The sequence below is a fragment of the Idiomarina aquatica genome (assembly GCF_003987185.1).
Classification (GTDB): Bacteria; Pseudomonadota; Gammaproteobacteria; order Enterobacterales; family Alteromonadaceae; genus Idiomarina; species Idiomarina aquatica.
Map to the genome: position 1 here is coordinate 63,168 of NZ_PIPS01000006.1, position 17,086 is coordinate 80,253.

A 17,086-nucleotide genomic window follows, 5' to 3' on the forward strand; every position below is an offset into this window, starting at 1 on the left:
TATTTACCGAACGAATTTTTGCGCATAGTAGCACAAAAACAAAAGGCACCGTGAACCGACCTCCACGATGCCTTTGTCGCTGTCTGACCGCGTTGACTTAGTCGGCAGCGGTGCCGTCAGCCTGCTCTGACAGGGCTGCGTTAATACCTTGTAGGTCTTCCGGTGTCAGATCGCCAACCGCTTGCTCCAGTGCCAGCCGCTGACGAATATAACCATAGCGCGCTTCGGCCAAGTTACGGCGGGCGTTAAACAAGTTACGGGTGCTGTTCAACACGTCAACAATGGTACGAGTTCCGACTTCAAAGCCGGCTTCGGTTGCCTTTAAAGCACTCTCTGCGGAAGTAACCGCTTGTTCGAAGGCTCGAATGCTCGACAGCGATGCGGTGACATCATAGAAGGCATTACGGGTTTCACGCTCGACGGTACGACGAGTTTCCACCATGGTCTGGCTCGTGGCCACATAGTTGTCACGCGCCTGCTCGGTCAGCGCGGTGGTGCGGTAGCCTGAGAAAATAGGGACGTTAACACTAATGCCAATCGATTTATTGTCGAGTCTTGGCGGGTTTGACGTTCGTGTACCAAACCCGGGTATCTCAGCTTCTGTCTCTGAGTCGCCGGTAGAATAAGACGCTTGTAGCCCGACCGTTGGATAGTGACCTGACTGCTCAACTTTGATGCGCTGTTCGGCGATATCAACGGCAACCATACTCTGCATCAAGCTGAGGTTGTTGTTTTCGGCTTTCGTAACCCACTGACGCACATCTTCCGGTGTCGGTTTGCTGGGGTCAAATGACTGAGTTTGCAAACCAGCAAGTTGGTTAGGGTATTGACCGGTTATTTCACGGATGTTTTCGAAGGCAATATCAACCGCATTTTGTGCCTGAATTTCAGCGGCAACCGCACTGTCGTACTGAGCTTGAGCTTCATGGACATCGGTGATGGCGGTCAAGCCGACTGAAAAACGCTGTTTAGTTTGCTCTAACTGACGTTCAATCGCGCGTTTTTCAGCTTCTGCAAAGGCTAGATCGTCCTGTGCCTGAAGCGCGCCAAAATAGGCATTAACAACCCGTAACATTAAGCTCTGAGCTGCATCGCGATAAGCTACTTCCGCCTGATAGGCTTGTTTTTCTGCGATATCCGCTTGTTTCCAGGTACTCCAGTCAAAGATACTTTGATTGAGGGTAATGCTGGCATCCCAACCATCAGTGTTTGAATCGGCAAGATAGTAGCTTTGTGAGCTGTCATCAAAATTATAGGATTCCCGGGTACTTTCGGTATAACCCGCTTGACCGGTTAGCTGCGGCCAAAATGCCGATTCAGCAATGTCGACCTGCTTCTGCGCGGCATCGCGCTCGGCGGCAGCGCGCAATAGCGCTGGGTCATTTTGTACAGCCAGCTGATAAATTTGAGCCAAATCGTCAGCGCTTGACGTAAAAGTAACTGCGGAAAGCGCTAAACCAACAGTTGCGGACAGTAAATGCTTTTTCATCGTTCGTAATGTCCCGTAGCTTAAATGTGAGCGATTGATGATGTTACTTTAACAGTAGTCGCCACCAATGGCCGAATAGTTTACATACAGCGTTGAATGAATACTAGTTTAACCTGAGTTTGTTCTAACTTTAAGCTAAAGATGGTTTCAGATCACGCCTAAGTGTAACAGAATGTATGTTAATCGATGAATTGAACGAGAATTAAGACAATAAGGATGACTGTGGAGCCTAAATTTACCCAACACGATGTGAAGATTACGGATATCCAGCCGCAATATGAAGGCTTTTTATCGATCTATAAGTATCGCTTGCGACACCGGTTGTTTGCGGGTGGCTGGAGTGAAGAAATTGACCGTGAGTTGATGGATCGTGGTGACGCCGTGGTGGTATTGCCATACGATCCGGTGACCGATGAGCTGGTGGTATTGGAGCAGTTTCGGGTAGGCGCCATGAACAACGAGCAGGGGCCTTGGTTATTTGAGTTTGTAGCCGGCATGTTTGATGGCGACGAGTCCGCTCAGGAAGTCGCCGAGCGCGAGTTGATGGAAGAAGCGGGCTTGACGGCGAAACGGCTGCACGAGGCATTAACGTATTACTCAAGCCCCGGCGGCACCAACGAACGCATCAGTATTTATATTGCCGAAGTGGACGCCAACCAGGCCGCAGAATTCGGTGGATTGGCCGAAGAACACGAAGACATTCGGGTATCGACCATCGGTTTTGCAGATGCAGTGCAGATGTTGGCTCAGGGAAAATTTAACAACGCCGCCAGTGTCATTGGGTTACAATGGATACAGCTTAATAAATCACGCTTATTTAAGACTCAGGAGTAACCCGTGTCGCATCAACAGCAGTATCAGGTCGATGTTGCCGCTTTGCATCGATTGCATGAGCGTAATTACGCCGGGTTGGTCAACCTGTTGCCGGAAACGTCGGCGATCACCACCATAGTAACGGGTAATTACCTGAGTTTTGATCTGCGTATCACGTCAGAATCACGTTACACCACGGATATCGAAATTACCCAGCAACCCGGGCATTGGGCAGCCGACTATCTACGCGCGAAGCTCGAAGTGCGCCTTTATCACGACGTGCGTATGGCCGAAGTCATGGCCAGTCAGGGCGTGCGGCGACTGGCCGTGCATTACCAGCAACCCAATCCGGCCATGCGTCACCGTGACGAAAAGCACCAGGTCAATCAATTTTTGGCGGACTGGCTGTGGTTATGCCGGGAACAAGGACAGGTAAAACCGGGTGTTGCCGACAAATTTCTTCCGCACGGCTTCAAATAAGCGTAGCTTAGCGGTACATTGTTGTTATTAACGTCGTCACTGACGACATGTTACACAACAAAGACAACAGCGAAACATCAGTCGGTTGGATTACGTCGACTCCCATAACTACAAGCGCTAAGCGATAACGACGAAAACTCATGACAGATTATAAGTCCGATTCAATTGAGGTGCTCAATGGCCTAGAACCCGTTCAGCGCCGTCCGGGGATGTATACTGATACATCCCGCCCCAATCATTTAGGCCAGGAAGTCATCGATAACAGCGTTGATGAAGCGCTGGCCGGTCACGCTAAAACCGTTACCGTCATTTTACACCAGGATCAGTCGTTGGAAGTGATTGATGACGGGCGCGGCATGCCGGTTGATATTCACCCTGAGGAGAAAGTCCCCGGGGTCGAATTGATCATGAGCAAACTGCATGCCGGTGGTAAGTTTTCGAATAAAAACTACCAGTTTTCGGGGGGGCTGCACGGTGTTGGTATTTCAGTTGTTAACGCCCTGTCAACGCGGGTTGAGCTGACCATCCGGCGTGACGGTAATGTCTACGAGATGGCCTATGAGAATGGTGATAAAGTCAGCGAGCTCGAAGTCACCGGCAGCTGTGGTAAGCGCAATACCGGAACCCGGGTGCATTTTTGGCCGGATCCGAAATACTTTGATTCGGCCAAGTTTTCCGTCACCAAACTGCGCCATTTGCTGCGCGCCAAAGCGGTACTGTGTCCCGGCCTGACCATCCAGTTTAAAAACAAGCTGGAGGGTAGCGAGGACAGTTGGTTTTATCAGGATGGTTTGACGGATTATCTGGTGGAAGCGGTCAGTGATTTGCCGACGTTGCCGGAAGAACCTTTTAACGGCAGTTTTTCCGGGCAGACAGAAGGCGTTGACTGGGCGGTTACCTGGTTACCTGAAGGCGGCGAGGGCGTCAGTGAAAGCTACGTTAACCTGATTCCAACCGCGCTGGGAGGGACTCATGTTAACGGTCTGCGACAAGGCTTGCTCGAAGCCATGCGGGAATTCTGTGAGTTCCGTAACCTTCTGCCGCGGGGCGTTAAACTGACCCCTGAAGACGTTTGGGATCGTTGTTGTTACATTCTCTCCACGAAAATGCAGGACCCGCAGTTTGCCGGTCAGACCAAAGAACGATTGTCGTCACGTCAATCGGCCAGCTTTATTTCCGGAGTCGTTAAAGATGCGTTCAGTCTGTGGCTGAACGAACACACGGAACAGGCCGAAGCGTTGGCAGAATTGTGTATTAGCAATGCGCAGCGGCGATTGCGGGCCAGTAAGAAGGTGGTGCGGAAAAAAGTCACTTCTGGTCCGGCCTTGCCGGGTAAGCTAACTGACTGTAGCTCACAGGAACCATCTCGTAGCGAGCTGTTTCTGGTCGAGGGTGACTCCGCCGGAGGGTCGGCAAAACAGGCTCGCGATCGTGACTTTCAGGCGGTGATGCCATTGCGTGGAAAAATCTTGAACACCTGGGAGGTTGAACCGGATCAGATCCTTGCCTCACAGGAAATCCACGATATCTCCGTTGCCGTCGGGGTTGATCCAAACTCCGTTGATCTGGACAAGTTGCGCTATCACAAAATTTGTATCCTTGCCGATGCCGACTCGGACGGCTTGCACATCGCAACCTTGCTTTGTGCCTTGTTTGTGAAACATTTCCGGCCATTGGTTGAGCACGGCCACATTTTTGTGGCGATGCCGCCGTTGTATCGTATCGATGTAGGAAAAGACGTGTTTTATGCGTTGGACGAGGATGAAAAACGCGGCATTTTAGAACGTATCGACGCGGAAAAACGCAAAGGTAAAGTGAACGTGCAACGCTTTAAAGGGTTGGGCGAAATGAATCCGCTGACGTTACGTGAAACCACCATGGATCCAAATACCCGTCGATTAGTGCAACTGACGATAGAAGATGCGGAACAAATGGAAGAACTGATGGATATGCTGTTGGCCAAGAAACGTGCCGCGGATCGTCGTGCCTGGCTGGAAAGCAAAGGCAACATGGCCGATCTGGCTGAGCTATAACGGAGACCACTCATGTCGATGGAAGTAAGTGAACAGACACCGTTAAGCCGTTTTACCGAAGAGGCTTACCTTAACTACTCCATGTACGTCATCATGGATCGCGCTTTGCCGCATATTGGCGATGGTTTGAAACCGGTGCAGCGACGTATCGTTTATGCGATGTCGGAACTTGGGTTATCGGCACTGGCAAAATACAAAAAATCGGCGCGTACCGTCGGTGATGTGCTGGGTAAGTTCCACCCTCACGGTGACAGTGCCTGCTACGAAGCGATGGTGCTGATGGCGCAACCGTTTTCCTACCGCTACCCGCTGGTTGACGGACAGGGGAACTGGGGCTCGCCGGATGATCCTAAGTCGTTTGCGGCGATGCGTTACACCGAAGCCAAACTGTCCAAATTCAGTGAAGTGCTATTGAGCGAATTGGGTCAGGGTACGGCGGACTGGATTCCTAATTTTGACGGCACCATGAAAGAACCGAAGGTGCTGCCGTCGCGGTTACCGCACATACTGCTGAACGGCGTTACCGGTATTGCCGTGGGGATGGCCACCGATATTCCGCCACACAATGCTCGCGAAGCGGCCAATGCCTGTGCGCTGTTGCTGGATAAACCAAACGCGTCTCTTGATGAGATAATGGCGCACCTGAAGGGGCCGGATTACCCGACCGACGCCGAGATCATCACGCCCGCGGAAGACATTAAGAAGATCTATGAAAGCGGCCGTGGCGCCATAAAAATGCGTGCCAAATACGCACTCGAAGACGGCGAAATCGTGATTACGGCGTTACCGCATCAAGCGTCCGGGGCGAAAATTCTTGAACAAATTGCGGCGCAGATGCAAGCCAAGAAATTGCCGCTGGTGTCGGATTTACGTGACGAGTCGGACCATGAAAATCCGACCCGACTGGTGGTTGTGCCGCGTTCTAATCGGGTCGATACCGAACAGCTGATGGCGCATTTATTCGCTACCACTGATTTAGAAAAGCAATACCGCGTTAACCTGAATATCCTGGGGCTTGACGGACGTCCGAAAGTGAAGCCGCTGGTGGGTATTTTGAGTGAGTGGTTGCAATTCCGGTTGCAGACCGTAACCCGTCGCTTGCAGTTCCGGCTGGACAAAGTGCTGGCGCGTTTACACCTGTTGGAAGGCTTGTTGATCGCTTACTTGAACATTGATGAAGTGATCGAAATTATCCGCTATGAGGATAAGCCGAAAGAGGAATTGATTAAGCGCTTTGGGCTGAGTGACAAGCAGGCGGAAGCCATTCTGGAGCTGAAATTACGGCATTTGGCGAAGCTGGAAGAAATGAAGCTCAAGGGCGAGCAGAGCGAGTTGGAAAAAGAGCGCCAACAACTGGAAAAATTACTCGGCTCCGAACGTCGTATGAAGACGTTGATCAAGAAGGAGTTATTGGCTGACGCGGAAACCTATGGGGACGAACGACGCTCACCCCTGGTGGAACGTAAGGAAGCAAAAGCGCTGAGCGAGCGCGAGCTGACGCCGGCCGAAGCGGTAACCGTGGTGTTATCGAAAAAAGGCTGGGTACGCAGTGCCAAAGGGCACGATATTGATGGCGCTAAACTGAGTTATAAATCCGGTGACAGTTTCTTGGCCGCGGCAGAAGGTAAGAGCAATCAGCCGGTGGTATTTTTCGACTCGTCAGGGCGCAGTTACTCCTGTGAGGCGCACCTGCTGCCGTCAGCCCGATCGCAGGGCGAGCCACTTACCGGGCGCTTTAACATTGTCGCCGGTGAGTCGATCGAACAGGTCATCATGGGCAAAGAACAACAGTATTATCTATTGGCCTCGGATGCCGGCTATGGCTTTGTCTGTCAGTTTAAAGACCTGGTCAGCCGCAATAAAAACGGTAAAGCGATACTGACGTTGCCGACCGGTGCCAAGGTACTGAATCCGGTTGCGGTGAATGACGTCAGCAGTGAAAGCGTGGTGGCGATTTCCAATGAAGGACGCATGTTGGTATTCCCGGTAGCGGATTTACCTCAGTTGAGCAAGGGTAAGGGTAACAAGATCCTGAGCATTCCGGCATTGCGTGCTCAGTCGAGAGAAGAGTACGTGGTGGCGCTGGCCACGATCCCTGCGGGGGCTACGCTCACGCTACAAGCCGGCAAGCGTAAATTAACACTGAAACCGGCGGATCTGGATCATTACCGTGGTGAGCGTGGTCGTCGCGGTAACAAATTACCGCGTGGCTTACAACGCGTGGACGGCGTCACGGTCGAGTTGCCGCAAAACGCCGAGGCTAGCGACAGGGAAGAGGCTGGCACTTAGCGCCAACTCTTGACTAAATTGTTCATCGCTTCGTTAAATACCGTCACCCAGTAAGGACTTAACTGGGTGCCGGCCAACCGGTTGATTTCGGCAACGGCGCGGCTGATGGGGCGTTTCAGGTGATGCTGATGTGCCCGCTCGTGGGTCATGGCATCGAAGGTATCCACCAGTGCCAGTATTTTTGCGCCGTCGCTGATTTCGGCATCTTTCAGCCCCAGTGGATAACCGTTACCATCGGCTTGTTCATGATGCTGCAACACCATCAGCTTAGCACTCTTCCAGTAGTCGAGATTCTCCAGCAATTTTGCCGACAGATAGACGTGGTTCTGAATGGTTTTGTGCTGTTCGCTGGTTAGCGTTGCGGTCTGATGTAACAGCTTCAACGGCATAAACCCCATGCCAAAGTCGTGCACGTAACAGGCCGCTGTTAGCTGCCGCTCATCGACCGGACTACCGGCATAACGGTTGATCATCAGTGCAATTTTCAATTGGCGATCGGCACGGTCATGCCAGTAACTTGAGCGTTTTTCGACCTCAGCCATCAGCCGCCGGAAAAAGCGCAGATCATAATCCCAATCATCTTCCGTATGAGGTGGCCGATAATGGTGCTCGGGCTGGATGTCGGCATCCAGCACCAGTTCAGGCGACAGTAGTGCCAGTAAGCGGCTTAATAGCGGGGGCCGTCGGGAATCCGGGCTGGCAACAATATCGGCCGATAGATCAATGATGCGTTGATAACGTTGCTGTGGGATATCCATACTGGCCTGGTGCTGGCATTGCTCAACGAATTGGGTAACTTGATCAATTAAACTCAACACAATGTCGCTGAATACGGAATTGTAGGTCATCTGCCCCCGTCGGATCAGATCGAGCAGATCTTCGATAGCGCCAATAAGCGGAACCATCGGGCTTAGCCCGATAATGCCTAAGTCACCCTTGATGGTATGAATCGCTCGATAGACACTGTGTTGATGTTGTTCATTATTTGCGTCATGCTCAAGAGCAATCAAGCTGTTTTCCGCTTGTTGATGTAACTCGCGGATTTCATCGAGCAACTCCTGATATACTTCAGGCTCTATCATCGGTCGTTCAAAAATCGTCATCGTAGTTTGTTCCTGTCGTCACTGATCGGACGTTTACTCTTCATTAAAGAGGTTATACTAGCGAGGCAAAACAACAAGGAGAAATGATGTTAGCTGCGGTTCGCTGGTTCATATTGGCTGTATTTGTCGTATTGATAGGTATTATCGGCTGCTTGTTCTGTATATTAAGGCCGTTTCACCGCAATAACACCTACCTGTGGGCGCGGGTGTTTGGTTCTGCAACGCGGATTCTGGGCGTAAAACTTAAGCTAAAAGTGCATCCGGATGTTCCCACAAACGGACCTTATGTTTATGTCTGTAATCATCAGAACAGTTGGGAAATTTTTACCGTAGCGGCCACGTTGCCACCAAATACCGTAACACTCGGCAAAAAAAGCTTAAAATGGATTCCTTTTTTTGGTTGGTTGTACTGGCTTGCCGGTAACATCCTTATCGACCGTAACAATAAAGGCCGGGCCCACGGAACAATTGCACAGACTGCGGCAGCCATCAAAAAACGTGACATTTCGGTGTGGATGTTTCCTGAGGGCACCCGCAGTTATGGCCGCGGGCTGTTGCCGTTTAAAAGCGGTGCTTTCCATACGGCGTATCAAGCGGGTGTTGATATTGTGCCGGTGTGCGTGTCAAATTTACATGGTAAAATCCATATGAACCGCTGGAATAATGGCGAGTTGCTGGTCGAGTTTTTAGCGCCCATCCATATCGCGAATTATCGCAAGGAAACGCTGCGAGAGCTGAGTAAGCATTGCCACCAGTTGATGAACGACAAGATCGTTGCGCTGAATAACACATTGGAACAACAAAAGGATAACCCATGACCGTGGATGTAAACGTTTTGCTGGAGCAGAGCCGTGACACCATTGCCGCGATGATCGAAGATGGTGCGGATCCCAGCCTGCCTTACGAAATCGACCATCACTTAGCCAGCCAGGACTTTACTAAGCTGGAAAAAGCGGCCGTTGAGTTGGTAAAAGAGGGCTACCACGTCGATGACGCCGACGAGTTTGAAGATGAACAGGGCGAACGTTGGTTTGCCTTTGCTGCATCGGTTGATGTTGAACTGGACGAGTCGGTGCTAGCTCGTCAAATTCGTGAAATCGCAACCATCGCTGATGAGTGCGGTGTTGAGTATGACGGCTGGGGTGCTCTGCTGGATGACGACGAAGACTTCGCTGACGAGGATTTCGGGGAAGAAGAATAGAACTCACTGGCACTGAGCAAGTGAGTTCCGAATGTTGCCAGAGGCTCTGTTACAGAGCCTCTATTTTTTTCAGCTGCTCACGCAATTGATCAACCAGCTCCTGAGCTTCCGCCTGCTTTTCACGCTCTTTGGCAATCACCGCTTCTGGCGCTTTACTGACAAAGTTTTCGTTACTGAGCTTGGCGCTGACGCGCTGTAGATCTTTCTCGGCTTTCTCAATCGCCTTATTCAGACGCTTCAGTTCGGCGTCTTTATCGATTAATCCGGCCATCGGAATGTGCAGTTGCAGGTTATCAACTAACGCGGTCATGCTGGCCGGTGCTTCGTCCGACTCTGCAAGAAACTCGATGGATTCCAGTTTTGCCAGGCTGCTTAGGAAGTTCTGGTTCTGCTCGATTCTGGCTCGCGCCATTTCATCGGCGTGAGATAACAGCAACGGCAGTGGCTTGCTCGGTGACAAGTCCATTTCACCGCGAATATTACGGATCGCAACGATCACCCGCTTTAACCATTCCATGTCCTGCATCGCTTGTACATCGGTATCACTGGATACTTGTGGGAAAGGCTGCAGCATGATGGTATCGCCTTCAACACCGGCAAGTGGTTTAACGCGTTGCCAGATGGTTTCGGTGATGTATGGCATGATCGGATGCAACAGGCGCAGTAATTGCTCCAGTATGTGTACCAAGGTGTGACGCGTACCGCGTTGTTCATGCTCAGAACCGTTATGCAATACCGGCTTGGTTAGCTCCAGGTACCAGTCGCAGAACTGGTTCCAGGTGAATTCATAGGCAATCGACGCGGCCATATCAAAACGGTAGCTATCCAGCGCCTGGCGGAATTCTTTAACGGTCGCGTTAAAGCGTGCCAGGATCCATTGGTCGGCCAGTGATAACTTCAGCTCACCGCCGTTAGCCCCGCAATCATGGTCTTCGGTATTCATCAGTACAAAACGGCTGGCGTTCCACAGCTTATTACAGAAGTTGCGGTACCCCTCCAGGCGCTTCATGTCCCAGTTGATGTCGCGGCCGGTTGAGGCTAATGCGGTTAAGGTAAACCGCAACGCGTCGGTGCCGTGTGCGGCGATGCCCTCAGGAAACTGTTTGCGCGTAGCTTTCTCGATTTTTTCCCGCATCTTAGGCTGCATCAGATTGGCGGTGCGCTTAGCAACCAGCTCATCGGCACTGATACCGTCAATCATGTCCAGAGGATCCAGCACATTACCTTTTGACTTGGACATTTTCTGGCCTTCTTCATCGCGAATAAGGCCGGTGACGTACACTTTCTTAAACGGAACCTGAGGCTGACCCTGCTCATCTTTCATAAAGTGCATGGTCATCATGATCATGCGCGCAACCCAGAAGAAGATGATGTCAAAACCAGTGACCAGCACATCGGTCGGATGGAAGGTTTTAAGATCGTCGGTTTGTTCTGGCCAACCCAGCGTGGAGAAGGTCCAAAGCGCCGATGAGAACCAGGTATCGAGGACATCGTCATCCTGATGCAGTTCGATGTCGCCCAGGTTGTATTCGGCGCGCACTTCATCTTCGTTACGGCCGACATAAACGTTACCCTGTTTATCGTACCAGGCCGGGATCCGGTGTCCCCACCATAGCTGCCGCGAGATACACCAATCCTGAATGTCACGCATCCAACTGAAGTACATATTTTCGTATTGCTTTGGTACAAACTCGATACGACCGTCTTCGACCGCCTGAGTCGCCTGCTCGGCCAATGGTGCTGCGCGCACGTACCACTGATCCGTTAGATGAGGCTCAATCGGCACGCCACCGCGATCGCCGTATGGAACTTTGTTGGTGTGTTTTTCGGTTTTCTCAAGTAGTTCCTGCTGTTCAAATTCAGCGATCAGTTGCTTGCGTGCATCAAAACGGTCGAGGCCGGCGTAATGCTCAGGCAACTCGCCGGTAAAGCCATTCAGCTCATCCAGCTCTTCACCAGTGCTGGTGTAAAGACCGGCTTTAGCGAGCACCTTAGCGGTATTATCAAATACCGCGATCATACCCAGTTGATTGCGCTTACCGACCTCGTAATCGTTGAAGTCGTGAGCCGGCGTGATTTTTACGCAACCGGTACCGAACTCGGCGTCAACGTAGTCATCGGCGATGATGGGCACACGGCGGTTAACGATTGGCAGCACAACGTCTTTACCGACCAAATGCTGATAGCGCTCGTCGTCCGGGTGCACCGCAACACAAACATCGCCCAGCATGGTTTCTGGACGCGTCGTGGCAACCACCAGATAGTCCTTGCCATCATTGGTTTTTGCACCGTCCGCCAGCGGATAGCGCAAATGCCATATAAAGCCTTGCTGTTCTTTATTTTCAACTTCCAGGTCAGAAATGGCGGTTTGTAACTTAGGGTCCCAATTTACCAGTCGCTTGCCGCGGTAAATTAATCCCTCTTTGTAAAGTTGCACAAACACTTCTAACACGGCTTTGGACAAGCCTTCGTCCATGGTGAAGCGTTCTCGGTCCCAATCGACGGAGTCACCTAAGCGGCGCATTTGTGAAGTGATAGTGCCACCGGACTGCTCTTTCCACTCCCACACTTTGTCGATAAAGGCGTCCCGACCAAGGTCCTGACGACTTTGACCCTGTGCGGCGAGCTGGCGCTCAACGACCATCTGGGTGGCGATGCCGGCATGGTCCGAGCCTACCTGCCATAGTGTATTTTTGCCATCCATACGCTGGTAGCGGGTCAGCGTATCCATAATGGTATGCTGAAACGCATGACCCATATGCAGGCTACCCGTAACGTTTGGTGGCGGAATCATAATGGAGTAGGGCTGACCCTCACCGCTGGGTTTAAAATAGCCTTTTTCTTCCCACTGTTGGTAGAGGTTTTCTTCGATGTCTTTTGGGGAATACGTCTTATCCATAATGACCTTTCTGTTAAGCTGGATTCAAGGGCTGAGTGTTCAGTTCACACCCATTGGCCCGATAATGTTTGTAGCGTTCCCGTGCGAGTGCTTTCTGTGCCTCGGCCGGCGGAACGATATCGAATAGTGTCTGGCTTTGTTGTGCCTGCGCCGGTACTTGCTCCGCCAGGTTAAATAAAACGTAGCCGGGTCGCCGGCTAACGTTTTCGGCCTGTGGCCAGATAATTTCTACCGGTACGCCGTTGGCCGGGCCCTCGCCGTGCAAATTGTGCGGGATAAAGCCATCGGCAGGCCGCTGCCACAGCAGTTCGTCTAAGGCCTCGGCCTGGGTTTGCGATGACGCGCAAACCCGCACTTTACGATAGTGCCGAAAAAGATCCGCGATTTTATCGCAAATCAACCGATTTTGCTCGTCTTCCGGTACGTCCGGTAACAGCAGGAAAGTAACCTTCGGCATCTTACTCGGCGCTTTCTGCATTGCTGCAGCGGTTGATCAAAAATTGGGTCAATAACGGCACCGGGCGTCCGGTTGATCCTTTATTGGCACCGCCTTGCCAGGCCGTGCCGGCGATGTCCATGTGCGCCCAGGTGTACTTTTTGGTAAAGCGTGATAGGAAACAGGCAGCCGTAATGGTGCCGGCTTCTTTGCCACCGATGTTCTGCATGTCGGCAAATGGGCTATCAAGTTGTGACTGATATTCGTCCCACAGCGGCAGGCGCCAGGCTTTATCACCACTTTGCGCAGCGGCATTAAGGATTTCGCTGGCCAGCGGGTTATGTTGGCTAAGCACCGCGGAAGCGTGCGCGCCCAGCGCCACAACACAGGCACCGGTCAGAGTTGCCAGATCAATGACGAGCTCAGGCTCAAAACGCTCAACATAAGTCAGCGTATCGCATAGGACCAGACGCCCTTCTGCGTCGGTATTCAACACCTCTACCGTTTGTCCGCTCATGGTGGTGAGAATATCACCGGGGCGATAGGCTTTGCCGTCGGGCATGTTTTCACAGCCAGCCATAACGCCAATGACATTAATCGGCAGCTGCAGTTCAGCCAGTGCCTGCATGGCACCAATAACGCCGGCAGCGCCGCCCATGTCGTATTTCATTTCATCCATGTTGGCGGAAGGCTTGATGGAGATACCGCCGGAGTCAAAGGTAAGGCCTTTACCGACGAGCACAATCGGTGCCTGATCATCAGCCGCGCCGCGGTAATGCATTAACGTAAGTACTGACTCATGCTCCGAACCCCGGCCTACCGCAAGGTATGCGTTCATACCCAGCGCTTCCATCTCTTTCTCTTCGACGGTCGTTACGCTTAAGTTGTCGTACTGACTGGCAATTTCCTGCGCTTGTTCGGCGAGGTAGCGAGGTGTACAGATGTTAGGTGGCATGTTGGCGACATCGCGGCAACGATCCATGCCCGCGGCAACGCCCAGGCCATGCTGTACCGCCTGCTCACCAATGCCAAGTTCTTTGCGGCTTGGCACATTAAAGACCAGTTTACGCAGTGGCCGACGGGGCTCTTCTTTTTTCGTTTTCAGTTGGTTAAAGCTGTAAATGGTGCTGCGTGCGGCCTCAACGGCCTGACGAACTTTCCAGTAGGTATCGCGCCCTTTAACATGCAGTTCACTCAAGAAACAGACGGCTTCCATCGAGCCGGTTTCGTTCAGGGTATTGATGGTTTTAGCGATGATTTGTTTGTACTGACGTTCGTCCAGTTCCCGCTCTTTACCGCAACCAACCAGTAATACTCGCTCCGCCAGCACATTGGGTACATGATGCAGCAATAACACCTGGCCCGATTTGCCTTCGAGATCTCCGCGTCTCAATAAGTTACTCAGATACCCCTCACTGACGTTGTCGAGTTGTTCGGCTACGCCTGACAATCGACGGGGTTCAAACACACCAACGACGATACAAGCAGAGCGTTGTTTTTCCGGGTTGCCACTTTTTACGCTGAACTCCATGAAAAGGCTCCTGTTTCGGTAGGGCTAAAGGCCTGCTATAGTTTACCCAAAGCATAAATTTGTTGTTAAAATAACAAGTTTACTTAAAAATCTCAGCTATTCCAGTAAAAACCCATGTTAAGAGCGAAAGTCAGTGCGCATATTTAAATATTTAATCAGCGAGACCTTTAAGTCACAACTCGCGGTTTTATTCATTTTGATGACAATTTTTGTCAGCCAAAAGTTTGTTCGCGTGCTTTCCGACGCTTCTGAAGGTGACATACCCGGGACCATTATTTTTCAGTTGCTGTCACTGAACTTGCCAGCGTTGTTATCGCTGATTTTACCCCTCAGTTTGTTTTTAGGCATTTTGCTGGCGCACGGCCGCATCTATGCCGACAACGAGATGACGGTGTTGCACGCCTGCGGCGTCAGTGAGTGGTACGTAACCCGGGTTACGCTGGTGTTGTCACTGGTGTTAGCTGCGGTAACGGCCGTGCTGACCTTGTGGGCTGTGCCCTGGGCGCTGGATCAAGAGCAGCAAATTGAGGATAAAGCACGTGCCGACAGTGGCCTCACCGCGTTGATGCCCGGCCGCTTTCAGCAGGCGAGTAACCAGAAAGCGGTTATTTTTATCGAAGCGCAGGGCGACGACGGTCAGTTGGATAACGTGTTTGTTGCCCAGCATCAACACGAGCAGGGCGAGTTGCAGGGCGGCAGTGTGGTGATGGCGGACGGTGGCCGGGTGATCACTGAACCGGGCGGTGAGCAGTGGCTCGAACTGACCGCGGGCAAACGCTTTGCCGGGGATCGTAACAGCTACCAATTAATGCAGTTTGAAAGCTACCGACTGCAAATCAAAGAGCAACCGGTCAATGAACAACTGCGCAAGTTAGAAGCTTATACCACGTTGGAATTATTGAACGAGCCCGGTAATGCCGCAGTCGCTGAATTTCAGTGGCGTATCGCGATACCGCTGGCGATGCCGTTGCTGACGCTGATTGCGGTACCGTTAAGCCGCGTTAATCCGAGACAGGGCAAGTTTGCCCGGATGGCTCCGGCACTGCTCATTTATCTGGGCTATTTTCTGCTCCTTATGGCGGCCAAGTCGGCTGTACGTGACGGTGTTATACCGGCGGCAATCGGATTATGGTGGATTCATGTCGGGTTATTGGTGTTTGGTATGATTTTGATTGGCAAAGGTCGGCCGGTCGGCTTAAAAATGCTAGCGAGCTTAAAGTGGAGGCGTAGCTGATGCTATCGATATTAGAACGTTATATCGGCATGACCGTACTGCGTACGTCTTTGCTCAGTTTAGCCGTACTCACCGGATTGTCGGCGCTGATCCGTTTTGTCGAACAATTAAAGGCGGTGGGGCGTGGCAGTTATGAAGTGGTTGATGCTGCACTGTTTGTGTTTTACAGCCTGCCCCGAGATGTCGAAGTGTTTTTTCCGATGGCGGCCTTGCTCGGCGGTTTGATCGGCATGGGTATGCTGGCCAGTAATTCAGAGCTGGTGGTGATGATGGCGGCAGGCCGTTCGCGCCTGAATATAGCCGCTGCGGTGATGAAAACCGCCATTATCATGATGGTGGCAGTGATGGCGATTGGTGAGTGGGTAGCGCCACCCATGGAAGCCAAAGGTCGCTTAATTCGCGCCCAGGAAATCTCCGGCGGTAGCCTGATTTCTGCGCAACGGGGAGTGTGGGCCAAAGACGGCACAAACTTCATCAATATCGGTGAGGTGCAGGATACCGGTCAATTGAACAGCGTTTTGATCTACGAATTTGATCAACAACAGCAATTGCAACAGGTTACCTACGCTCGCTCAGCCTTGTTTGCGGACAGTAAATGGCGTCTCAATCAAGTGGTGGTGACCGAAATTCAGGACTGGAAGATTGTTGAGCGGCAACTACCTTCAATGACCTGGCAGTCCTCATTGACACCCGATAAACTGGGCGTCGTCACGGTAAAACCGGAGTCATTGTCGATAACAGGATTGGTGGATTACTTGAACTATCTCGAGAGTAATCAGCAGTCTTCGCAACGTTATGAGCTGGCGCTGTGGCGGAAAGTGCTTGCGCCGCTGACGGTCGCGGTGATGTTGCTGGTGGCCATGTCATTTATCTTTGGACCCTTGCGTTCAACCAGTATGGGGGCGAGAATCTTGCTGGGCGTGGTGACTGGCTTCGGTTTCCACGTGACCAATGAAATATTTGGTCCGCTGGCACAGGTGTACCAGATACCAGCGGTGTTAGGAGCGATTTTACCCAGTGTGGTGTTTGCCGGCCTGGCGGTTTACTTTATGCAGAAAAACCATGCTTAAAGTTCATGCCAGTAGAACAACTGGTTGGCCTCCTTCGACAGTACCACTAACTCGGTGCCGGCCGCGTAATCCTGCAGTGCGCGGCGGTTTTTAAAGTCCACCAGCACCCACAAGGTGCCGAGTCCGGCAAAACAGGTGAGCAACCGCACTAAGGTTTGGCGGACGCTGAGTTTGCTGCCATCGCGGTTTTGCAGTTTCAAACGCCACGCGCGCATACCGACGGTTTGGCCGGAGGTTTTCCAGAAATAACCAAAAAACAGCGCGAGCACGGCGACAAGATAGATGCTGTACCAAGGCCCTTGAGCCAGCCAGGCTGCGTGATCGAAGTCTTCGGTCAGGGTTATCATACCACTGGCAGAAAGTATGCCGGCAAAAGCAAGTGCCAGTGCAGAAGCCAGCATAATGATGGCAACGGCAACCAGTAAGTCATATATCCAGGCTGCCAGACGACGGGGAAAGCCCGCACTTGGAAAACTGGCGTGTAATTTTTGAGCGTTGGAAACCATAG

General features: G+C 51.9%; 14 protein-coding genes. 8 read left to right on the plus strand and 6 right to left on the minus strand.

Annotation, left to right across the window (positions count from 1 at the left end):
* Positions 1–97 precede the first annotated feature (97 nt).
* Positions 98–1,489, minus strand: coding sequence for an outer membrane channel protein TolC (gene tolC, locus CWE23_RS13405; protein ID WP_126820512.1), 1,392 nt, complete (start codon positions 1,487–1,489; stop codon positions 98–100).
* Between the two features lie 216 nt (positions 1,490–1,705).
* Here tolC and CWE23_RS13410 point away from each other — a divergent pair, with 216 nt between their 5' ends.
* From CWE23_RS13410 to parC, 4 genes are all read left to right on the plus strand, one after another.
* The gene (locus CWE23_RS13410; RefSeq protein WP_126820513.1) at positions 1,706–2,323 is read left to right on the plus strand and encodes an NUDIX domain-containing protein; all 618 of its coding nucleotides are present in this window, start codon (positions 1,706–1,708) and stop codon (positions 2,321–2,323) included.
* A gap of 3 nt (positions 2,324–2,326) precedes the next feature.
* On the plus strand, positions 2,327–2,782 hold the full coding sequence (locus tag CWE23_RS13415; RefSeq protein WP_126820514.1) for a DUF1249 domain-containing protein: 456 nt from the start codon (positions 2,327–2,329) through the stop codon (positions 2,780–2,782).
* A gap of 140 nt (positions 2,783–2,922) precedes the next feature.
* On the plus strand, positions 2,923–4,815 hold the full coding sequence (gene parE / locus CWE23_RS13420; protein WP_105306994.1) for a DNA topoisomerase IV subunit B: 1,893 nt from the start codon (positions 2,923–2,925) through the stop codon (positions 4,813–4,815).
* Positions 4,816–4,827: 12 nt separating this feature from the next.
* The gene (parC, locus tag CWE23_RS13425) at positions 4,828–7,104 is read left to right on the plus strand and encodes a DNA topoisomerase IV subunit A (RefSeq protein WP_126820515.1); all 2,277 of its coding nucleotides are present in this window, start codon (positions 4,828–4,830) and stop codon (positions 7,102–7,104) included.
* On the opposite strand, the gene CWE23_RS13430 is transcribed toward parC, so the two are convergent.
* On the minus strand, positions 7,101–8,207 hold the full coding sequence (locus tag CWE23_RS13430; protein ID WP_105306992.1) for an HD-GYP domain-containing protein: 1,107 nt from the start codon (positions 8,205–8,207) through the stop codon (positions 7,101–7,103). The genes parC and CWE23_RS13430 overlap by 4 nt on opposite strands.
* A gap of 86 nt (positions 8,208–8,293) precedes the next feature.
* On the opposite strand from CWE23_RS13430, the gene CWE23_RS13435 reads away from it, so the two are divergent.
* A complete protein-coding gene (locus tag CWE23_RS13435; protein ID WP_105307783.1) occupies positions 8,294–9,025 on the plus strand; it encodes a 1-acylglycerol-3-phosphate O-acyltransferase in 732 nt (243 codons plus the stop codon).
* Complete coding sequence (gene rraB / locus CWE23_RS13440) at positions 9,022–9,408, plus strand: ribonuclease E inhibitor RraB (protein WP_105306991.1); 387 nt, start codon at positions 9,022–9,024, stop codon at positions 9,406–9,408. The genes CWE23_RS13435 and rraB overlap by 4 nt, the downstream gene beginning before the upstream one ends.
* Positions 9,409–9,457: 49 nt before the next feature.
* On the opposite strand, the gene CWE23_RS13445 is transcribed toward rraB, so the two are convergent.
* From CWE23_RS13445 to pepA, 3 genes are read right to left on the minus strand one after another with little or no spacing between them, the layout of a single operon-like run.
* A complete protein-coding gene (locus CWE23_RS13445) occupies positions 9,458–12,307 on the minus strand; it encodes a valine--tRNA ligase (protein WP_105306990.1) in 2,850 nt (949 codons plus the stop codon).
* A gap of 13 nt (positions 12,308–12,320) precedes the next feature.
* A complete protein-coding gene (locus CWE23_RS13450; RefSeq protein ID WP_105307782.1) occupies positions 12,321–12,764 on the minus strand; it encodes a DNA polymerase III subunit chi in 444 nt (147 codons plus the stop codon).
* 1 nt (position 12,765) lies between these two features.
* Positions 12,766–14,274: a leucyl aminopeptidase gene (pepA, locus tag CWE23_RS13455; RefSeq protein WP_105306989.1), complete on the minus strand. Its 1,509-nt coding sequence runs from the start codon at positions 14,272–14,274 to the stop codon at positions 12,766–12,768.
* A gap of 133 nt (positions 14,275–14,407) precedes the next feature.
* On the opposite strand from pepA, the gene lptF reads away from it, so the two are divergent.
* The gene (lptF, locus tag CWE23_RS13460) at positions 14,408–15,508 is read left to right on the plus strand and encodes an LPS export ABC transporter permease LptF (protein ID WP_105306988.1); all 1,101 of its coding nucleotides are present in this window, start codon (positions 14,408–14,410) and stop codon (positions 15,506–15,508) included.
* Positions 15,508–16,578, plus strand: a complete 1,071-nt coding sequence (gene lptG, locus CWE23_RS13465) for an LPS export ABC transporter permease LptG (protein WP_105306987.1) — start codon at positions 15,508–15,510, stop codon at positions 16,576–16,578. Before lptF ends, lptG begins: the two co-directional genes overlap by 1 nt.
* Here the strand turns inward: lptG and CWE23_RS13470 are convergent.
* On the minus strand, positions 16,575–17,084 hold the full coding sequence (locus CWE23_RS13470) for an RDD family protein (RefSeq protein ID WP_105306986.1): 510 nt from the start codon (positions 17,082–17,084) through the stop codon (positions 16,575–16,577). The two genes, lptG and CWE23_RS13470, sit on opposite strands and share 4 nt — an antisense overlap.
* Between the last annotated feature and the right edge of the window lie 2 nt (positions 17,085–17,086).

Bases quoted from the DNA above. Each gene is read 5' to 3' on its own strand.
- lptG (WP_105306987.1), top strand. From the start codon at position 15,508: ATGCTATCGATATTAGAACGTTATATCGGCATGACCGTACTGCGTACG.
- tolC (WP_126820512.1), bottom strand. From the start codon at position 1,489: ATGAAAAAGCATTTACTGTCCGCAACTGTTGGTTTAGCGCTTTCCGCA.
- CWE23_RS13445 (WP_105306990.1), bottom strand. From the start codon at position 12,307: ATGGATAAGACGTATTCCCCAAAAGACATCGAAGAAAACCTCTACCAA.
- CWE23_RS13450 (WP_105307782.1), bottom strand. From the start codon at position 12,764: ATGCCGAAGGTTACTTTCCTGCTGTTACCGGACGTACCGGAAGACGAG.
- parC (WP_126820515.1), top strand. From the start codon at position 4,828: ATGTCGATGGAAGTAAGTGAACAGACACCGTTAAGCCGTTTTACCGAA.
- CWE23_RS13435 (WP_105307783.1), top strand. From the start codon at position 8,294: ATGTTAGCTGCGGTTCGCTGGTTCATATTGGCTGTATTTGTCGTATTG.
- pepA (WP_105306989.1), bottom strand. From the start codon at position 14,274: ATGGAGTTCAGCGTAAAAAGTGGCAACCCGGAAAAACAACGCTCTGCT.
- rraB (WP_105306991.1), top strand. From the start codon at position 9,022: ATGACCGTGGATGTAAACGTTTTGCTGGAGCAGAGCCGTGACACCATT.
- CWE23_RS13470 (WP_105306986.1), bottom strand. From the start codon at position 17,084: ATGGTTTCCAACGCTCAAAAATTACACGCCAGTTTTCCAAGTGCGGGC.
- CWE23_RS13410 (WP_126820513.1), top strand. From the start codon at position 1,706: ATGACTGTGGAGCCTAAATTTACCCAACACGATGTGAAGATTACGGAT.
- CWE23_RS13430 (WP_105306992.1), bottom strand. From the start codon at position 8,207: ATGACGATTTTTGAACGACCGATGATAGAGCCTGAAGTATATCAGGAG.
- parE (WP_105306994.1), top strand. From the start codon at position 2,923: ATGACAGATTATAAGTCCGATTCAATTGAGGTGCTCAATGGCCTAGAA.